The sequence below is a fragment of the Mesorhizobium sp. M0136 genome (genome assembly GCF_040322515.1).
Classification (GTDB): Bacteria; Pseudomonadota; Alphaproteobacteria; order Rhizobiales; family Rhizobiaceae; genus Mesorhizobium.
Genome location: NZ_JAMYTP010000009.1, coordinates 146,301 through 162,729, shown reverse-complemented (window position 1 = coordinate 162,729; position 16,429 = coordinate 146,301). Strand labels below are relative to the sequence as shown.

The following is a 16,429-nucleotide window of genomic DNA, read 5'->3' as shown; positions in this document are numbered from 1 at the left end:
CGCGCCGCGTTCGACGGGCCTCATGCGACGCACCTAGGTTCTTGTTTTTATGCAAGTCGTTATCGCAAAACCGCTGCACACCCTCGGGTCAAGCCCGAGGGCATGCTTTTGCGCGATATGCATTTAGCGCTGCAACTTCACGCCAACGAAGACACTGTTGGCCGTGTAGTCGCGCCCAACCAAGTTGCTGGTCAGTTTTTCAGTCCTGGCGCGGGTGGTGAGCCCGGTGTAGCGGTTCAGCCACCACGTCAGCCCTGCCTCGGCGCTCAGCGTCAAATCATGATCGTCGGAGCCGGTATAGTCGCGCCATTCAAGGCCGAGCGCGGCATTTCCGGTCAGGTTGGCGCGGATCTGCCGCTCGCCCGTGAGGCTGCCGGAATAGAGCATGGAGCCGCTTTCGCCCGCATTCGTCGTGTTCTCGGCGGTCGTCTGTGCGGTGAGCCCGATCGTGGTGCCGCGTTCCGGCGACCATTTGAGATCGGCATTGACCGTCGCGCCCGAAATCGCCGGCAGGGCGTCGTCGTCGATAGCTTCGCGCAGCCAGCCGACCGAGAACTCGCCGGTAAGCTTCTCGCGGAGATCGAGCTCGACGCCGGCCCGTGCGCCAAGCCTTGTCGAGGAGCGCTGGAAGCCGTTTGGATCGACGCGCAAATCATAAGCGCGCCGGCCGATCTCGATTTCGGTGAACGGCGTGATGGCAGGCGAGATCTCGTAACCAGTGCGCAAAATCGCCGTGTAGAGCGTCGAGTCGCGGCCCTTCTGCGACAGTGATCCGCCCGACGAAAGCTTAGCGTCGCCAAAGATGTCGTGCTCGACCGCGCCGGTCAGCGCGAAGCGCATCTTGCCGGCATCCTTCTCGACGGCGAGACTGCCGTTCACTGTCTGGCGCACCGGCTGGCCAACGGCGCCGACGACTGCGTCCGGCGCCGAGGCCGATTCGGGCACGGCCTCATAGCCCAGCTTGGCGATGGCGCGCAGATCATTGTCGAGATCGATGTTGAGTGTGCCGTCGACGCGGCCTTGCGCCTCGTGAATGTCATAGCCGGACAAGGTTTCGCGGAAGATGCCATAGCCCTCAACCGTCGCCGAATTCTCCCGCCAATCGGAGACGGCGTTGAAGCGCAGCGTCGTTTCCGACAGCAGGGCCGGCTTGCCGAGGCTGCTCGAATCGGCGTTTGTCGAAGACGTCAGGCCTTGCTCGAGCGTCGGCCGGATCACGAACGAGCCGAGCTTGATGCCGGTGGCGGCGAACGGGTCGTCCTCGTTCTTTTTGTTCTGGCCTTCGATGGCCTCGGTGCGCTCGGCGCCGGGGTCGAGCCTGAGCCTTTCGGCGGAATCGATGGTCACCGCACGGCGGTTGGCCGTATCCTGCTCGTCTATGGCGGCGGTATCGGTGTCATTGGTCGTCGCTGCAGTCGCGGTTCTCTTGCTCGTATGGCTGTCCGCGGTCTCGGCTTCGGCGTTGGCCGCGTTGGCGGCGCGCGTTGCGCTTGGCCGCCGTCGCGGCGGCGGAGCAGGGTTGTCGGGAAATGGGTCGCCGCTGGCCGCCGGCGGATCGAAAGTGCCGCCGGTCGCGGCCGCTTCGCCCGTGCCGTCGTCAGGCAACGCCCCCTGGCTGGTCGGACGATAGGTAGGCAGCGGCGTATTGTCGTTGGGGGTTGCAGCCGCCTGGGCGGCTTGGGTTCCAGCCATGCTCGTTTGCCTGATCTTGTACTGCTGGTCGTCCAGGATTGTCGATTCCGAAACCTCGCCGCGCAGCTCGGCTTCCTGGGCGCAAAGCAGTGTCGGACGCGACAACGCAAAGACGGTGGTTGCCAGCAGCAATGCGCGAACCGCCTTGCCCTTTCGTCCCATTTTGTTTTGAGGCTGAAACCCGGACATCGGCACCACTGCTTGCGCGGCGCACGCGCGCCATACTTACGAAACCGTAAATGGGGATGGTTAACGGAGCGTTGAGGGATGGCCCGCCAGGGTGTTCGGGGCGGCAATTCCGTTGGACAGGCGCGCGCCGAAGCGCTAATCGCATCGTCCATGGACGTGAAATCCCCAGACAGGAAGCGGCACGACGGGCAGGCCGCGATTGCTTCGGCGCTGAGAACGGTAGCGACAGAGCAGGCCGGCGTCGCGGCATTGGCCGACGCGCTCGAAAACGGGCTGGCCGAGCCGTTCGCACGGGCCGTCGACATGGTGTCGCGGATCGATGGCCGCGTCATCGTCACCGGGGTCGGCAAAAGCGGCCATATCGGCTCGAAGATTGCCGCAACGCTCGCCTCGACCGGCACGCCGGCCTTCTTCGTTCACCCTGCCGAAGCCAATCACGGCGACCTCGGCATGATCGCCAGGAACGACGCCATCATCGCGCTGTCGTGGTCGGGGGAAAGCCTCGAGCTCAAGGGCATCATCGCCTATTCGAGGCGCTTCTCGATCCCGCTGGTCGCGGTCACCGCGGGCGAAAAATCGGCACTGGCGCGTGCGGCCGACGTGGTGCTTCTGCTGCCGCGAGCACCGGAAGCCTGCCCGCACGGGCTTGCGCCGACGACCTCGACGCTGCTGCAAATGGTGATGGGCGATGCGCTGGCCATCGCGCTGCTCGAGGCACGCGGCTTCACCCCGGACCATTTCCGCACGTTCCATCCCGGCGGCCAGCTCGGAGCCAACCTGACGCAGATCCGCGAGATCATGCATGTCGGCGACAGGCTGCCGCTGGTGTCGTCCGGCACCGGCATGCGCGAGGCAATCCTCGAATTGTCGCGCAAGGGGTTTGGCTGCGTGGCGGTGACTGCCGCGGACGGCAAGCTGATCGGCATCATCACCGATGGCGACATCAGGCGCCATATCGGCAGCGATCTCTTGGCCATGAGCGTCGATCAGGTGATGACCAGAGAGCCAAAAATGGCCGCGCCCGACACGCTGGTGGCGACGGCGCTGCAGACGATCAACGACTCGGCCATTACCAGCCTGATGGTGGTCGAAGGCAGGCGGCCGATCGGGCTCGTCCATCTGCACGACCTGCTGCGTATCGGTGCTGCCTAGTCTGGCGAGTTTTCTAGACCGCCTCGACCGTCAGTTCCAGATCGGTATCAGCGGCACCCGTCACGCGCACCTGCGTGCCGGCCGGGAGGTCGGGGCCGGAGACACGCCACAACGTGTCGCCCAGCTTGATGCGGCCGCGCCCGTCCTTGATCGGCTCGGCAAGGGTCGCCGTCCGGCCGACCATCTGTGCGCCGCGGCGGTTGAGCAGAGGCTGGTCGGTCTCATCGTGGCGTCCGCCCACCAGCCGCTTGCCGACATAAGCCGAGACCAGCGACAGCACGAGGAAGGCGACGACCTGGACCTGCCAGGTCCAGAAACCGGCGTCCCAGATGAGCAGCGAGACGACGCCGATCAACAGTGCGGCAATGCCGATCCACAGCATGAAAATGCCGGGCGCGATGACCTCCATCACCAGCAGGATGAGGCCGAGGACCATCCAGCTCCACGGGCCGAGTTCGGAAACAATGCGGTCGAACATGGCCTCAGGTCTCGCTGGGACGAACCACGGGCGGGCGGGCCTGTCGTGCTGGACCGGCGGTGCCTTCGCCCTTGAAAACTTCCCTGGCGATTTCGCCAATGCCGCCAAGCGCGCCGATCAGTGAGGAAGCCTCTATCGGCATCAGCACGAGTTTACTGTTTGTCGCGGAGCCGATCCTGGTCAGCGCTTCGGTGTATTTCAGCGCGACGAAGTAGTTGAGCGCCTGCACGTCACCCTTGGAAATCGCCTCCGACACCACCTGCGTGGCGCGTGCTTCAGCCTCGGCCGATCGCTCGCGCGCCTCGGCGTCGCGGAAGGCGGCTTCCTTGCGCCCCTCGGCCTCCAGAATCTGCGACTGCTTGAGGCCCTCGGCGGCGAGGATCTGGGCGCGCTTATTGCGCTCGGCCATCATCTGGCGGCCCATCGATTCGACGAGATTGGCCGGCGGGTTGATGTCCTTGATCTCGACACGGGTGATCTTGATGCCCCAGGGATGCGCGGCCTCGTCGACGACGCGCAGCAGGCGCTCGTTGATGGCGTCCCGGTTCGACAACAGCTCGTCGAGGTCCATCGAGCCCATGACGGTGCGGATGTTGGTCATCGTCAAATTGAGGATAGCGTTCTGCAGGCCGGCGACCTGGTAGGCGGCCTGCGCCGCGTTGAGCACCTGATAGAAGGCGACGCCGTCGACGGCAACGGTGGCGTTGTCGCGCGTGATGATCTCCTGCGTCGGGACGTCGAGCACCTGCTCCATCATGTTCATCTTGGCGCCGATACGATCGACGAAGGGCATGATGAGGTTGAGGCCCGGGCTCAATGTCTTGGTGTAACGGCCGAAGCGTTCGACGGTATAATTATAGCCTTGCGGAATTGTCCGGATGCCTTTGAAAAGCACCAGCACGACAAGGGCGACAAGAACAAGAAGCGCGATATCGAAACCACTGAAACCCATTTGGCTCTCCCCTCAAAGGCCGGCCATGCCGGACAGTTCCACGCGGCCGGCTTGATCAAACACTTAAGTGTGTTTCAGCAACGTTACAATCAGGTGATCATGGATTGCCGGTGAATAGACGGGTGATCTGTTCTCAGGCCCAGCCGGACAGCTCGCGCCGTACCATTGCCTCGATCACCGCCATGCCCTCGGTACTGTCGTTGAGGCAAGGGATGTGTGCGAACTTTTCGCCGCCAACATGATGGAAGGTCTCGGCCGCTTCCCTGCCGATCTCGTCCAGCGTCTCGATGCAGTCGACGGAAAAGCCGGGGTTGACGATGGCGATCGATTTCACGCCTTCGCGCCCTAGTCTTTCGACCGTCTTGTCGGTGTAGGGCTGCAGCCATTCCTGCGCGCCGAAGCGCGACTGAAAGGTGGTGATCAGCTTGTTTTCATCCCAGCCGAGCTTTTCGCGCAGCAGCCGCGTCGTCTCGAGGCAATGGGCTTGGTAGGGATCGCCCTTGTCGGAATAGGGTTTCGGAATGCCGTGATAGGAAGCGATGACAATTTCCGGTTCGAAGTCGAGGTTCGCCAGATGCTTTTCGATCGAACGGGCGAGCGCCTCGATATAGGCCGGCTCGTTGTAATAGGGCGGCACGCAGCGAATGGCTGGAGCGCGGCGCATCTTCATCAGCGCGCGAAACAACTGGTCGTTGGCAGTCGCAGTCGTCGTCGCCGAATATTGCGGATAGAGCGGGAAAGACAGGATGCGGTCGCAGCCTTGCTCGACCAGTCTCTCGGCCACGCTCGCGGTCGAAGGGTTGCCGTAGCGCATCGCCCAGTCGACAACGACATTGGGGAGGTCGCCGAGCGCGAGCCCGAGCTTCTCGGCCTGGGCGCGGGTGTAGGTGCGCAGCGGCGACTCGTTGCGCTCCCGGTTCCATATCCTGGCATAGTTGGCGCCCGACTTCCTCGGCCGGGTGGTGAGGACCAGGCCGTAGAGGATCGGATACCAGATCGCCTTGTTTAGCTCGATGACGCGTGGATCGGACAGGAACTCCCGGAGGTAGCGCCACATCGGCTTGAAGCCGGTGCCGTCGGGGGTGCCGAGATTGATCAGCATGACACCGACCTTGCCGGTCCTGACCGGAGGGCGCCCTGCCGACGGCGAGGCGGCGGTCTTCTCGGCTTTGATTTCAGCAGGGTTGGCAAGTGTCATGAGGTTCTCCAACACCGCGAACCAACGGTGCCGCGGCGAAATTAGCGATGCCGCGCCGGTTTTCAAATGCTGCGTCTGGCCGCACCTTATCCCAGAAATGCAACACCCGCCCGGTCTGCCGGGCGGGTGCATTGCGTTCCTGCGGCCGGATTACTTCGACGCCGCCGGGATCGTCAAAGTTGCGCCGACCGGCAGCCGGCGTGGCTCGTAGGCTTTGTTGGCATCGGAAATCATTTTCCATTTGGTGCCGTCGCCATAGGCCTTCACCGCGAGATCCCAGTAGGTATCACCGGCGACGATTACATGGCTGCCTTCGGCCGGTGCCGGCTCAGCCGGCTTGGCGGGCTCGGCAGGTTTTGCCGGCTCGGTTGGCGCCGGTTCACTTGGGGCCGGCTGACTCGGGGCCGGCGCTGTCTCGGCGGGCTCGGCCGGAGCAGGGGTCGCCGGAGCCGGTGTGACCGGAGCCGCAGGTGCCGCCGGCTGGGCCGGCTCGGCGGGTGCGGGTGCCGCCGGCGCGGTTTCCGCCGGGACGGCCGGCGGTGTCTTGGAAATGTCGCCTGAGCCGGCCGGCATTTCGGGCATTGCCGGTTCAGCAGGCTTTACCGGCGCAGCCTCAGCAGGTTTTGGCGGTTCGGCAGGCTTGACCGGTTCCGCGGCCGGGGCCACGGTCGCGGCGATCTCGGTGATGCGGCCGTCGAGCTTGGGCGTATAGGGCCGGTGCGCGCCGAGGTAATCGGCGACGACCTGTTCCAGCCCCGGGCCGTAATCATAGGCGTTCTTGGCCTTCTCGGCGAACACCTTGTAGCCGTCGCCGCCCTGGCGGACATAGTTGTTGGTGGCGACCAGGTAATCCTTGTCCGGCTTGATCGGCGTCCAGACGCCGCCTTCCATGACCTCGACCGATTTGACGCGTCCGTTAGGCGGCGCCGATTTGTCGAACGCATATTTCAGGCCGGCAACCTGCGGGAAGCGCCCGGCGCCGTCCTCGACCTGGCTGAGGCCGCTTTCGAGGCCGGCAACCAGATCCTTGCCGGAGATCTGGAAGGTCGCCAGCGTGTTCTGAAACGGCAGAACGGTGAGAATCTCACCCATGGTGACGGTGCCCTGGTCGATCGAGGCGCGCAAGCCGCCGCCATTTGAGATGACGATCTCGACACCCTGGCCCTTGACCCGGTCGAGGACGGCGTCGGAGACCAGATTGCCCATCTCGCATTCGCGGGCGCGGCAGTTTTCCCGGCTGCCGTCGATCGCCTTGGTGGTCTCGGCGACTTCCTTGTTCTTCAGAGCCTCGATCGGCGCGCCGAGTTCCTTGATGCGGGCAAGCACGGCGGGGTCGGGCGTGATCGATTTATCGAGATGGATGGGATCGCCGCTGGCCTCTTTGACGACGCCGTTGTCGTCGAACACGACCTTGAACTCGCCGAGATATTTCGAATAGGACGCCGCCTGGACGACCGGCACTTTGTAGCCGTCCGGATTGTCGACCATCGTCGGATAAGGGCCTTCCGCCTTGGGGTCGGTGTTGGAGAGCAGCGAATGGCTGTGGCCGCCGACCACCACGTCGACGCCCGGGATCTTGGCGATCACGTCGCGCTCGCGCTTGTAGCCGATATGGGTGACCGCGATGATTTTGTTGACGCCCTCTCCCTTCAGTTTCTCGACCTCGGCGGTGATCGACTTGACGTCGTCTTCGATGGCGATGTTCGGGCCAGGCGAGGCAAGCTCCGGCGTGTCGTTGGTGACCGCGCCGACGATGCCGATCTTCTGGCCGCCGACCTCGACCACGATCGATGGCTTGACGCGGTCGCCGAGCTTGGATTGCGCATTGGCCTTCACGTTGGCGCCGAGCACCGGAAACTGGATCATGTCGAGAAACGGCGCCAGCGCCGACTCGCCATCGTCGAACTCATGATTGCCGAGAGCCTCGGCATCGAACTTCATCTGGTTGAGGAATTCGCCTTCTGTCTTGCCCTTGTAGGTCGTGTAGAAGAGCGAGCCCTGGAAATTGTCGCCAGCGCTGAGCAGCAGCACGTTCTGGCCTTCCAGCTTCTTGCGCTCCTGCGCGATCGCTGTGACAAGGCGGGCGGCGCCGCCGACGCATTCACCCTTGGTCTCCTCCTCGGCCGAGCAGGTCGATTCGTACTTGTTGTTGCTCTCGATGCGGCTGTGCCAGTCGTTGATGTGCAGGATGTTCAGCGTGTAGTCGGCAAAGGATGCCTCTGCCGACAGGCCAAGCGCCGATGCCGACAGCGCGGCGATGGCAGCGATCTTCTTCATTCTCGTCTCCCGGATGACTCGAGTACAGCGCCGCGCGTCATTTGGGACGCGCAAATGACGCTGTACCATTTTTATTTTGCGCATGATCCTTTCCGAAAATCGACTCCGATTTTCGGGGTCATGCGCAGACGCGTTTAACGCTCTTGTTTGACTTGGATGTAACAGCCTCTCGGGCCATGTTCACATCGCGTTTCAGTCGATGCAAGCGGAAATCGGCATCAGCTTTGCCGGCGCAAGAAAACGGCGGCTTGAAGCCGCCGCCTTGTGCAAAGTCAATTCGGAATCGAACTTCAGGTGCGCCTGGTCAGCACAAAATTCTGTCCGCTCGCGCTGGTGCAATTGAGCTGGCTGGTGGAGACCATCAAGCAGTTGAAGCTGATCGGCGTCTGGCGGATCAGCGAAGTGCCATGGATCTCGACCGAGGTGCCGCCGGTCATGGTGTAGCTGCCATCGGCAAGCTTCTGGCCGGTGTCGGTGGCGACGGTCGCGAAGCTGCCGCCCTTGAAGGTGGATAAGCCGGTGCCCTGCGCGTCGATCCAGGAGCCTTCGACCCCTTTGGCGGTGATCACCGGTGGCTCGCCCGGGCCGGTGGTGGTGCAGGCCGCCAACGTGACGGCAGCGGCCGCGGCAATGCCAGCCGAAAGCAGTCTTTTCGCAATCGTCATCATCAAGATCCTCTCCTCTCGCATCGGCTCGAAAATCGATCCGATTTTCGGAAAGCACGATGCGCACATTCAAAGTGCTGGAGCGTACTTTGTGCGTCCAAATGGACGCACGTCGCTCTAGGCCGCCCCTCTTCAATCGCCCGATTTCCGGGCGATTGCAAGCTGGCGGAGTGTCGAGGCAACGCTGCTATCGAACGAGGATGTTGCGGAATTGCCACGGGTCTTTGGTGTCGAGGTCCTCGGGAAACAGACCAGGCCGATTGTCGAGCGGTGTCCAGTCCGTATAATAGCTCCTGACCGGCCCCAGATAGGGGTTCTGCACGTCGAGGCAGCGCTTATAATCCATCTCGTCGGCTTCGACGATGCCGGCCTCCGGATTTTCCAGCGCCCAGACCATGCCCGCCAGCACCGCCGACGTGACCTGCATGCCGGTGGCGTTCTGATAGGGCGCCAGCTTGCGCGCCTCGGCCAGCGACAGCTGCGAGCCGTACCAGTAGGCGTTCTTGGCGTGGCCGTAGAGCAGCACGCCGAGTTCGTCGATGCCATCAACCAATTCGTTTTCGTCGAGCACGTGATGCACGGGCTGAGCCTTGCCTGCGGCACCGAACATCTCGTGCAGCGACAGCACGGCGTCGTTGCAGGGATGATAGGCGTAATGGCAGGTCGGCCGGTACTGCACCTTGCCCTTCTTGCCATGCAAGGTGAAGAAATCGGCAATCGAAATCGCCTCATTATGCGTCACCAGGAAGCCGTATTGCGGACCGGCCGTCGGGCACCATGTGCGCACGCGCGTGTTGGCGCCGGGCTGCTCCAGAAAGATAGCGGCCTTCGAGCCGTTCTTGTGCTTATTGGCGTTCTTCGGCATCCACGCCTCGTGCGTGCCCCAACCGAGCTCGGCCGGCTGCAGGCCTTCCGAAATGAAGCCTTCGACCGACCAGGTGTTCCAGAACACGTTCATCGGCTTGGGTTTCTTGGTGCGCTGGGTGTCGCGCTCGGCGATATGGATGCCCTTGACGCCGGCCTTCTTCATCAGCTTGGCCCAGCCTTCGCGATCGTGCTGCGCGGGTTCCGCGAAGTCGAGGCCAAGATCTGTGGCGAGGTTGACCAGTGCCTGCTTGACGAACCACGAGACCATGCCGGGATTGGCGCCGCAGCATGAGATCGCCGTGGTCCCGCCCGGGTTCTTCGCGATTTCGGTACGCACCGTTTCGCGCAGCGCATAATTGGTGCGTGAGGCGTTGTCGGCCTTTTCGTCGAAATAAAAGCCGAGCCAGGGCTCGACCACCGTGTCGATATAGAGGACGCCAAGCTTGCGGCAGAGCTTCATCAACTCGAGCGAGGAAGTGTCGACCGACAGGTTGACGCAAAAGCCCTGCCCGCCGCCATTGGTCAAAAGCGGTGTCAGCAGCTTCTTGTAGTTCTTTTTGGTCACTGCATCCTGCATGAAGGTGATGCCGCGCTCGTCGAGCAATTTGCGGTCGGCGTCGCGCGGGTCGATGACCGTCATGCGCGACTTGTCGAATTTGAAATGGCGCTCGATCAGCGGCAGCGTTCCCCGTCCGATCGAGCCGAAGCCGATCATCACCACAGGGCCGGTGATCTCACCGTAAACGGGCCAGTTTTCATTCGCCATTTATCGATTACTCCCTCAAAAAACGCTTCGGAACAGCGGCTTGGCCGCGGCGCGACAAACCATAGATCATTGTCACAATAAAGCGAAAAGCGGCCGGCCGGCCTCACGCCGCGCCATCCCGGCTATGGCTCGACCAGTGTTGCGAATTCAGGCTTGAAGAGGGCACGTGCCTCGGCGACCGGCAGTTCCAGCAGATCGTCGGCGCAGGCCTGGATGGCATGCGGCAGGGTCTGGAGCCCGAACACCAGAACCTGCTTGTCGCCCTCACGCCAGAGGCTGACCGCCAGATATTCGCCGATGAGATCGTCCATGCCGCATTCGGCTTCGTGATCGATGTCGGTCTGATCGGTCGGTTTCTTGCGCCGCTGCTTGACCAAGGAGACGAGGGAAGGACCTGGCTTGCCATCCACCGTATCCGAGAAAATGTCCTGGAGGCCAAGCAGGACGCCGCGCCGCACATCCATGATGTAGGCGTCCGAATAGTTGGTCGGATGCGCTCCGCCGCAGAAGATGCTGCCGGACTCCCGCCAGCTCATCAGCAGCGGCGTCAGCGAGCTCACTTCGAATGTGCTGTCCGCATAGCCTCCGAGCGTGCCGTCGTTCACGCCGTCAATCGGCCCGCTTTCGTTGAAACCGGCATATTGCGCCGCCACGCAGCCCAGTGCGCCGATGTTTGCGCGCCAGTGCCTGTCTTGCAGCAGAGCATTCGCGGCCTCGATCGGAACGTTGCCGGACAGTTCGACAATGCGCGGCGTGGCGAATTTGGTGCGGGGGTCGACGACATAGCGGTAGGTCGCGTCCGGCCAGCCAGTCGTCTTGCCGTTATCAAGCTGAGTGTTCAGCCGCAGATAGTCATACGGGGACGTCTCCATGGTGATCGGCGTGTCATTGGCGAAGAACTTCATGAAGCTGAAATCGTAGAGATCGAGCGGGCTGCCGGGCTCGTTCCCGGTCACCTGCCGACTTGCGACCCGCTCCAATCTGAGCGGCAGCGCCCTCTTTCCGTTCCAACTGCCTTCAAGGGTCTTGCCGTTACTGGATGAGGCCAGGCGCCACACGGCGGCAATCGGCGCGGCCTTTCCGTCATCGCAATTGTCGGCGCCGCATGCCTCCTCCTCGGCCAGTTCGAACCTGCTGCCCTTTTGGGACCGGGCCTGCAGCGGGATGTCGACGCCCTTCGAGCGGTAGAAATAGCGGCCGGCCAGCGGGCTGCCGGGCGCCGCGGGGTCGTCGGTGAATTCGACGACGATATCGCTCTTTCCAAGCTTGCCGGCATAAGTCACCGGCTCTGCTTCGGCTGCTGTCGACAGTACCAGGATCGCGGCCATGAACGTGACCGGCCTGCTAAGATGCTGGATCATTGTTCCCCCAAGCCACAAGTTAGAGTTGTCGTCCGCCAGCAGTCACGGTCGGCTGTCAGGCCCTTGTAGTCAAGTTGTGCCTCGTCCAGCACCAGACGCTGCTCAGCGAAAAAAAGCTGCGACGCCGCCCCTGGTGCGGATGCCGCATCCGCCCGTTTCAGCTACACCGGAGTGGCCCTGATTGCGCTCGGCTTATCTGGATCAAGGGGCAACTCGAAGCCGAGCGGCTCTATCTCGCGGGGGGATTGGCCGCGGCCATGTATGGAGCATTCTTCGCGGCCATGCTCTCGCGGCCGATCTACGGCGGCGTGCTGTATGACGAGAACGGCTATCTGCCGTTCCGGCCGCCGTTTGGACCGGCGGGCTGGCGGTGGGATGTCAACGTCACCGTCTTTACCGCGATGTCCGCGATCCTGCTGCTGGGCGTGGCTGCGATTTAGGGAATCCGAGGAAAAGTGTGAAACGGTTTTCCGTCCGGAATTGCGCAAGAACAAAGAGATAGAGCGGTTCGGCGTTTCCGTGAAACGACGAACTGCTCTAGGACAGCGCCAGCGCCCCGAGCCGCTCGACCAACCGGTCACGGTCGGCGGTCATCCCCTTGTAGTCGAGCTGTGCCTCGTCCAGCGCCAGAAGTTGTTCGGCAAAGGACGCTGCGAGCGCCGCGCGGTCGCGGTGGCGCTCCAGCAGGGCGAGCGGGTCGAGATGAATGCGGATGGTGAAGAGTATGTCGCCGGAGACCGGGAGCTTTCTCAGCGTCTGACGCTCGACGCGGATGAAAGCATGAGCGTCGATGTCGCCGTCCGGGAATCTCGACGGGCGATTGCTGGCGCGGTCGATGCGTTCGATGTTGGAGAGCGGATGGTAGAGTGCGTCGCCGGCCTGGATCGACCAGTTGTAGCGCTCGACGGCTTGGCCCTGGAGGCCATCGAACATGCGGTTGATGAGATCGGCCGGGCGTGTGCCTGGACCGAAACCCGGTACCGGCGCATGGATCTGCTGCAGCGGCTTGCCGAATTTTTCGATTAGCGACCATGACGACGGGAAGCAGAGCGAGCCGGCCGCCAGACGCCAGCCGCTCTCGTCACGGCGCATCAGGATCAAATCCTCCTGGACGAGCAACGAGGCCGCGACAAGCGGCGCATCGCTGAAAGAAGCTGAGGTGCCTGAACCCTCGAGATTGTCGATGCCGTCGATCACCTCGATCGCATTGTCGGTACGCCTGTGGGTTTCAGGAAAGTTCGCCGCCAGATGCGCACCGAGCAGATCGAGCACTTCGCGCTGGGCGTCGCGCGTTGCTTGCTCCTCGACAAAAACCTTGTCTGGAATTTCCGTGTAAAGCCGGCGTTTCTCGGCAAGATAGGGCAGCAGATATTCGTCGACCTCGATCCATCTATCGAGACTGAGCGGCTTCAACCCGATGGTGAACAGTTTCGAGGAGCCGTCATAGGGTGTGTGAGTCGGTGGGCGGAAACTCATGCTTCTTTGTAGGCTTCCAGTGCGGCAGCGGCCATTCTCGCCGTGAATTCGGTGATTTCATAATCGGCGGCACCTGCCTTGGCGAAGGGATCATCCGCCAGTCTGGCATCGAGCACTTTGCGTGGACCGCGCGCGATGATGATGCCGCCGGTCCTTGGCCGCTTTGGCCCGGAGGCGACAAAGATACCTTGCGCATAGCAGGCCTTCAGCCACTCGACATGCGCTTGCTGCAGGCGGTCGATCTCGGTCAGCGGCACCTTGTAGTTCAGCGAAACCACGAACATTGTTGTCTCCCGATGCTTCAGCCCAGCCGCGCCGGGATCAATCCGCGCAGCGAGTTGCCGACGAACAGCGCCTTGGCCGATTTCAGTTCGTTCCACGTGTAGACCGCTTCACCGGCGCGGCCTTGATCCAGCAGTTCGCCGCGCAGGACGCCAGGCAGCAGGCCGCAATCGAGCCGCGGCGTGGCCAGCACGCCGTCGCCGAAATCGGCAAAGACGTTGGTGATCGTGCCCTCGCAGATTTCGCCGCGCTCATTGGCGAGCAGCACCTCGTCGGCCCGGCCGGCCAGATATTCGGCGCGGGCGCGCGTATAGGTTTGTCGGCGGCTGGTCTTGTGACGCAGCAGCGTGTCCCTCGAATCAAGCCGCACCCGTGCCAGCTGCAGGGTCCAGACCTTGTCTGCGGCGAGCGGCTCGTAGGGCTGCACCGAAACCGCGACTTCGCCATTGCGCGACAGGACGAGGCGGGTGCGCAACGCGATATGCTGGCGGCCGACCGCATTCATCAGCGCTTCGCCGACCCGTTGCGGATCGCAGGCGAAGCCGAGTTCGTTTGCCGAGCCGTAAAGCCGCGCGAGATGGCGGTCGAAACGGAGGAAACCCGAGCCGGGTTCCCAGCGCATTGTTTCGATCAGTTCGAAATCGGCAGTGTTCCCGTCGCGAAACGGGCTTTCAGCAGACACTCCTGATACTCCTCTTCGGCTGTCGAATCGAAGACGACGCCACCGCCGACATTGTAGACCGCCTCGCCATTGGCAAAGAGCGAGATGGTGCGGATCGCCACCGAAAAGCGCATCCGGCCGCCGGGCGCGATCCAGCCTATGGCGCCGCAATAGACATCGCGCGGGCCACCTTCCAGCTCGCGCAGGATCTCCATGGCGCGGATCTTCGGTGCGCCGGTAATCGAGCCGCAGGGGAACAGCGCGGCGAAAATCTGGCGGATGGTGAGGCCGGGCAAGAGTTTCGCCCGCACGCGGCTCACCATCTGGTGGACGGTCGGGTAGCTCTCGATGCGGAAAAGCTCCGGCACATCGAGCGTGCCAACCTCGCTGATCAGTGAGATGTCGTTGCGCAGGAGATCGACAATCATCCGGTTCTCGGCCTGGTTCTTCTCGTCGTTGCGCAAGAATGCTTTCAGGCGATCGTCCTCGGCTTTTGTTGCGCCGCGCGGCGCGGTGCCCTTCATCGGATGCGTCTCGATCATGCCTTCCGCGTCCACCTCGAAGAACAGTTCGGGCGAACGCGACAAGACGATCGGATCGCCGAGCGCGACCAGCGCCCCATACTTCACCGGCTGGCGTTCAGTCAGCGCGTTGAAGGCGACCAGTGAATCGCCCGACCATTGTGCGTGGACCGGAAAGGTCAGATTGCCCTGGTAGCAGTCGCCCTTGCGGATATGGTCATGCAGCCTGGCAAAGCGTTTGGCGTAGTCGTCCGAAGACCAGGCTGCCTTGGGGTCGAAGATTGGGCCGTTGCTAGCCGGCAGATCGCCTGGCGCGATCGTCTCTTCGACTGGCGCGTCGAACACGCCGAGGCAGAAAAGCGGGGCGCGGCGGCTGGCCGGCAGCAGCGGAACGAGCTTGGGTTCGAGCAGGTAACCGGCCTCATAGGAGAAATAGCCGGCCAGCCATTTGCCGCCGTCATGTGCTGCCTGCGCGGCTTCCAGGGCCGGCAAAAAGTCCGCCTCGCCATGCGCTGCGATTATCTCGGCCGGCCGGTCGAAAACGAGCTGACGCGCGGTCTCGTCGTTCCGGAAAATTGCAAAGGGCAGGGGCATAAGGCTCGAATGCTGCGGTCACCAGCGATCGATCTATATGGGGGCTCGACCGTGTGCAATCGAGGGAGCGGCGTCTCAAGACGCAAAGGCGCGGGGCAAAAACAAATGCGGCGCCAGTGGGCGCCGCCTTGTTCCAAAATGCCACCTTGCGATGGATCAGGTGTTGCTGGCTTCCCCCGCGGTCGGGAAGCGACGCGCAAATTCCTTCTCGTCACCGGCGGCAAGCAGTTTCGCCTGCTCGATCCAGCGTTCACGTTCGATGCGGCCGTCGAAATTCAGCGTCGCCTCGATCCGCTTGACATCGTCGGGCGTCCAGGCGGCGATCTGGGCATAGGTCGTGACCCCAAGCCCTTTGAGCAGCCGCTCGTTGGTGGGGCCGATGCCGATCAGGCGACGCAGATCGTTGGCTTTGCCTGGGGCCGTGGCTGTTGCCTTGCCGGTCGCGGCTTTCTTTGCAGCTGGTGCGGCCTTGCTTGCAGCCGGCGCAGCCTTGCTTGCCGCCGGCGCGGTCCTGGGTGCACTCGCTTTCGATGCAGGCGGTTTCGGCGTTGCCGTTTTCGCGGCACTTGCGCGTGGCGCGGTGGCGGCCTTGGCCGTTGCAGATTTCTTCGGCGCCGGTTTGGCTGGTGCGGATGTCGACATCAGCGTTGACGGCGCCTGCATCGCCGCCTTGGTCGCGCCGGTCTTGGCGGCTGGCGCCTTGGCTGTTGCCGCCTTTCCGGTTGGTGCCTGGGTGGTTTTCGCCTCGCCCAGCCGGCGTTCGAGATCGGCGCGGGCGCGGCCGCATGCATCCAGCTCACCGGTCAGACGGTCGCTATCGGCCCGCAATCTGTCACGTTCGCTGCGCGTGCGGTCTAGATCGCCGCGCAAACTGTCGAGCTCGCCACGCAGGCGTCCCCAAATGAACCAGCCAACCAACACACCTACCAGGAACGCCAGGAGCATGTAGAAAAAAGTGCCCATTGTCTTTCTCTCTCCAGTCCGATCTGTCCGCCCTGGCCTGTAGAGCCATGACCTCGGCGAAGGACCATTCGATGGTGGTTCCGCAATTTGCAGAACAGCCGGCTTCGATCGAGCTGTCGGCGACCGGTTTGCCCCTGGCCAACAGCCATTGTCGCATCCGCCGACACGCCATGACTAGGTCGGGGCTTTCCGACCAGACCCATTTGTGCCCGGCTGAGCTTGAGGGCGGACGCTATCATACAGCTTACGGGAATCTAACGGAAAACTTCCATGGAAAGTTATTTAAGAACAAATAACCAAGACAAGAATAGAACCACCGCCAATATGCATTGCAG

Annotated in this window: 15 protein-coding genes; 2 read left to right on the top strand and 13 right to left on the bottom strand. The window is 62.9% G+C overall.

The genetic code is table 11. The annotated features are described in order from the left end of the window. Window positions 1-123: 123 nt before the first annotated feature. Complete coding sequence (locus NKJ35_RS13475; RefSeq protein WP_502904638.1) at window positions 124-1,854, bottom strand: outer membrane beta-barrel protein; 1,731 nt, start codon at window positions 1,852-1,854, stop codon at window positions 124-126. 177 nt (window positions 1,855-2,031) lie between these two features. Between NKJ35_RS13475 and NKJ35_RS13470 the strand changes: the two genes are divergently transcribed. Next, window positions 2,032-3,033: a KpsF/GutQ family sugar-phosphate isomerase gene (locus NKJ35_RS13470; RefSeq protein ID WP_352647736.1), complete on the top strand. Its 1,002-nt coding sequence runs from the start codon at window positions 2,032-2,034 to the stop codon at window positions 3,031-3,033. 13 nt (window positions 3,034-3,046) lie between these two features. Here the strand turns inward: NKJ35_RS13470 and NKJ35_RS13465 are convergent, their stop codons facing one another. The 7 genes from NKJ35_RS13465 to NKJ35_RS13435 form a co-directional block, all read right to left on the bottom strand. Further along, window positions 3,047-3,511: an NfeD family protein gene (locus NKJ35_RS13465; RefSeq protein ID WP_254816927.1), complete on the bottom strand. Its 465-nt coding sequence runs from the start codon at window positions 3,509-3,511 to the stop codon at window positions 3,047-3,049. Window positions 3,512-3,515: 4 nt separating this feature from the next. Beyond that, window positions 3,516-4,463 (bottom strand): SPFH domain-containing protein, encoded by a 948-nt coding sequence (locus tag NKJ35_RS13460; protein WP_352647604.1) that lies wholly within the window; start codon window positions 4,461-4,463, stop codon window positions 3,516-3,518. A gap of 133 nt (window positions 4,464-4,596) precedes the next feature. After that, a complete protein-coding gene (gene hemH / locus NKJ35_RS13455) occupies window positions 4,597-5,661 on the bottom strand; it encodes a ferrochelatase (protein ID WP_352647602.1) in 1,065 nt (354 codons plus the stop codon). 150 nt (window positions 5,662-5,811) lie between these two features. Continuing rightward, a complete protein-coding gene (locus tag NKJ35_RS13450) occupies window positions 5,812-7,938 on the bottom strand; it encodes a 5'-nucleotidase C-terminal domain-containing protein (protein WP_352647600.1) in 2,127 nt (708 codons plus the stop codon). Window positions 7,939-8,228: 290 nt separating this feature from the next. Then, the gene (gene omp10, locus NKJ35_RS13445) at window positions 8,229-8,603 is read right to left on the bottom strand and encodes an outer membrane lipoprotein Omp10 (RefSeq protein ID WP_352647734.1); all 375 of its coding nucleotides are present in this window, start codon (window positions 8,601-8,603) and stop codon (window positions 8,229-8,231) included. Between the two features lie 187 nt (window positions 8,604-8,790). Continuing rightward, window positions 8,791-10,236, bottom strand: coding sequence for a homospermidine synthase (locus NKJ35_RS13440; protein ID WP_352506335.1), 1,446 nt, complete (start codon window positions 10,234-10,236; stop codon window positions 8,791-8,793). Window positions 10,237-10,358: 122 nt separating this feature from the next. Continuing rightward, window positions 10,359-11,597, bottom strand: coding sequence for a hypothetical protein (locus NKJ35_RS13435; RefSeq protein ID WP_352647598.1), 1,239 nt, complete (start codon window positions 11,595-11,597; stop codon window positions 10,359-10,361). Between the two features lie 74 nt (window positions 11,598-11,671). Here NKJ35_RS13435 and NKJ35_RS13430 point away from each other — a divergent pair, with 74 nt between their 5' ends. Continuing rightward, window positions 11,672-12,037, top strand: coding sequence for a hypothetical protein (locus tag NKJ35_RS13430; RefSeq protein WP_352647596.1), 366 nt, complete (start codon window positions 11,672-11,674; stop codon window positions 12,035-12,037). A gap of 97 nt (window positions 12,038-12,134) precedes the next feature. Here the strand turns inward: NKJ35_RS13430 and NKJ35_RS13425 are convergent, their stop codons facing one another. The 5 genes from NKJ35_RS13425 to NKJ35_RS13405 all read right to left on the bottom strand — a co-directional run bounded on the left by NKJ35_RS13425 (window position 12,135) and on the right by NKJ35_RS13405 (window position 16,094). Next, on the bottom strand, window positions 12,135-13,073 hold the full coding sequence (locus NKJ35_RS13425; protein ID WP_352478234.1) for a heme-dependent oxidative N-demethylase family protein: 939 nt from the start codon (window positions 13,071-13,073) through the stop codon (window positions 12,135-12,137). Then, a complete protein-coding gene (locus NKJ35_RS13420; RefSeq protein WP_352478236.1) occupies window positions 13,070-13,357 on the bottom strand; it encodes a YciI family protein in 288 nt (95 codons plus the stop codon). Before NKJ35_RS13420 ends, NKJ35_RS13425 begins: the two co-directional genes overlap by 4 nt. A gap of 17 nt (window positions 13,358-13,374) precedes the next feature. Beyond that, the gene (locus NKJ35_RS13415) at window positions 13,375-14,037 is read right to left on the bottom strand and encodes an aminotransferase class IV family protein (RefSeq protein WP_352647594.1); all 663 of its coding nucleotides are present in this window, start codon (window positions 14,035-14,037) and stop codon (window positions 13,375-13,377) included. Beyond that, entirely contained in the window at window positions 13,986-15,131 is a 1,146-nt protein-coding gene (locus NKJ35_RS13410; protein WP_352647591.1) for an aminodeoxychorismate synthase component I, read from the bottom strand. Before NKJ35_RS13410 ends, NKJ35_RS13415 begins: the two co-directional genes overlap by 52 nt. 156 nt (window positions 15,132-15,287) lie before the next feature. Then, window positions 15,288-16,094 (bottom strand): helix-hairpin-helix domain-containing protein, encoded by an 807-nt coding sequence (locus tag NKJ35_RS13405; RefSeq protein WP_352647589.1) that lies wholly within the window; start codon window positions 16,092-16,094, stop codon window positions 15,288-15,290. Between the last annotated feature and the right edge of the window lie 335 nt (window positions 16,095-16,429).

Excerpts from the sequence above, each read along its gene's own strand:
- NKJ35_RS13475 (WP_502904638.1), bottom strand. The coding sequence starts at position 1,854 with ATGGGACGAAAGGGCAAGGCGGTTCGCGCATTGCTGCTGGCAACCACC.
- NKJ35_RS13470 (WP_352647736.1), top strand. The coding sequence starts at position 2,032 with ATGGACGTGAAATCCCCAGACAGGAAGCGGCACGACGGGCAGGCCGCG.
- NKJ35_RS13465 (WP_254816927.1), bottom strand. The coding sequence starts at position 3,511 with ATGTTCGACCGCATTGTTTCCGAACTCGGCCCGTGGAGCTGGATGGTC.
- NKJ35_RS13460 (WP_352647604.1), bottom strand. The coding sequence starts at position 4,463 with ATGGGTTTCAGTGGTTTCGATATCGCGCTTCTTGTTCTTGTCGCCCTT.
- hemH (WP_352647602.1), bottom strand. The coding sequence starts at position 5,661 with ATGACACTTGCCAACCCTGCTGAAATCAAAGCCGAGAAGACCGCCGCC.
- NKJ35_RS13450 (WP_352647600.1), bottom strand. The coding sequence starts at position 7,938 with ATGAAGAAGATCGCTGCCATCGCCGCGCTGTCGGCATCGGCGCTTGGC.
- omp10 (WP_352647734.1), bottom strand. The coding sequence starts at position 8,603 with ATGACGATTGCGAAAAGACTGCTTTCGGCTGGCATTGCCGCGGCCGCT.
- NKJ35_RS13440 (WP_352506335.1), bottom strand. The coding sequence starts at position 10,236 with ATGGCGAATGAAAACTGGCCCGTTTACGGTGAGATCACCGGCCCTGTG.
- NKJ35_RS13435 (WP_352647598.1), bottom strand. The coding sequence starts at position 11,597 with ATGATCCAGCATCTTAGCAGGCCGGTCACGTTCATGGCCGCGATCCTG.
- NKJ35_RS13425 (WP_352478234.1), bottom strand. The coding sequence starts at position 13,073 with ATGAGTTTCCGCCCACCGACTCACACACCCTATGACGGCTCCTCGAAA.
- NKJ35_RS13420 (WP_352478236.1), bottom strand. The coding sequence starts at position 13,357 with ATGTTCGTGGTTTCGCTGAACTACAAGGTGCCGCTGACCGAGATCGAC.
- NKJ35_RS13410 (WP_352647591.1), bottom strand. The coding sequence starts at position 15,131 with ATGCCCCTGCCCTTTGCAATTTTCCGGAACGACGAGACCGCGCGTCAG.
- NKJ35_RS13405 (WP_352647589.1), bottom strand. The coding sequence starts at position 16,094 with ATGGGCACTTTTTTCTACATGCTCCTGGCGTTCCTGGTAGGTGTGTTG.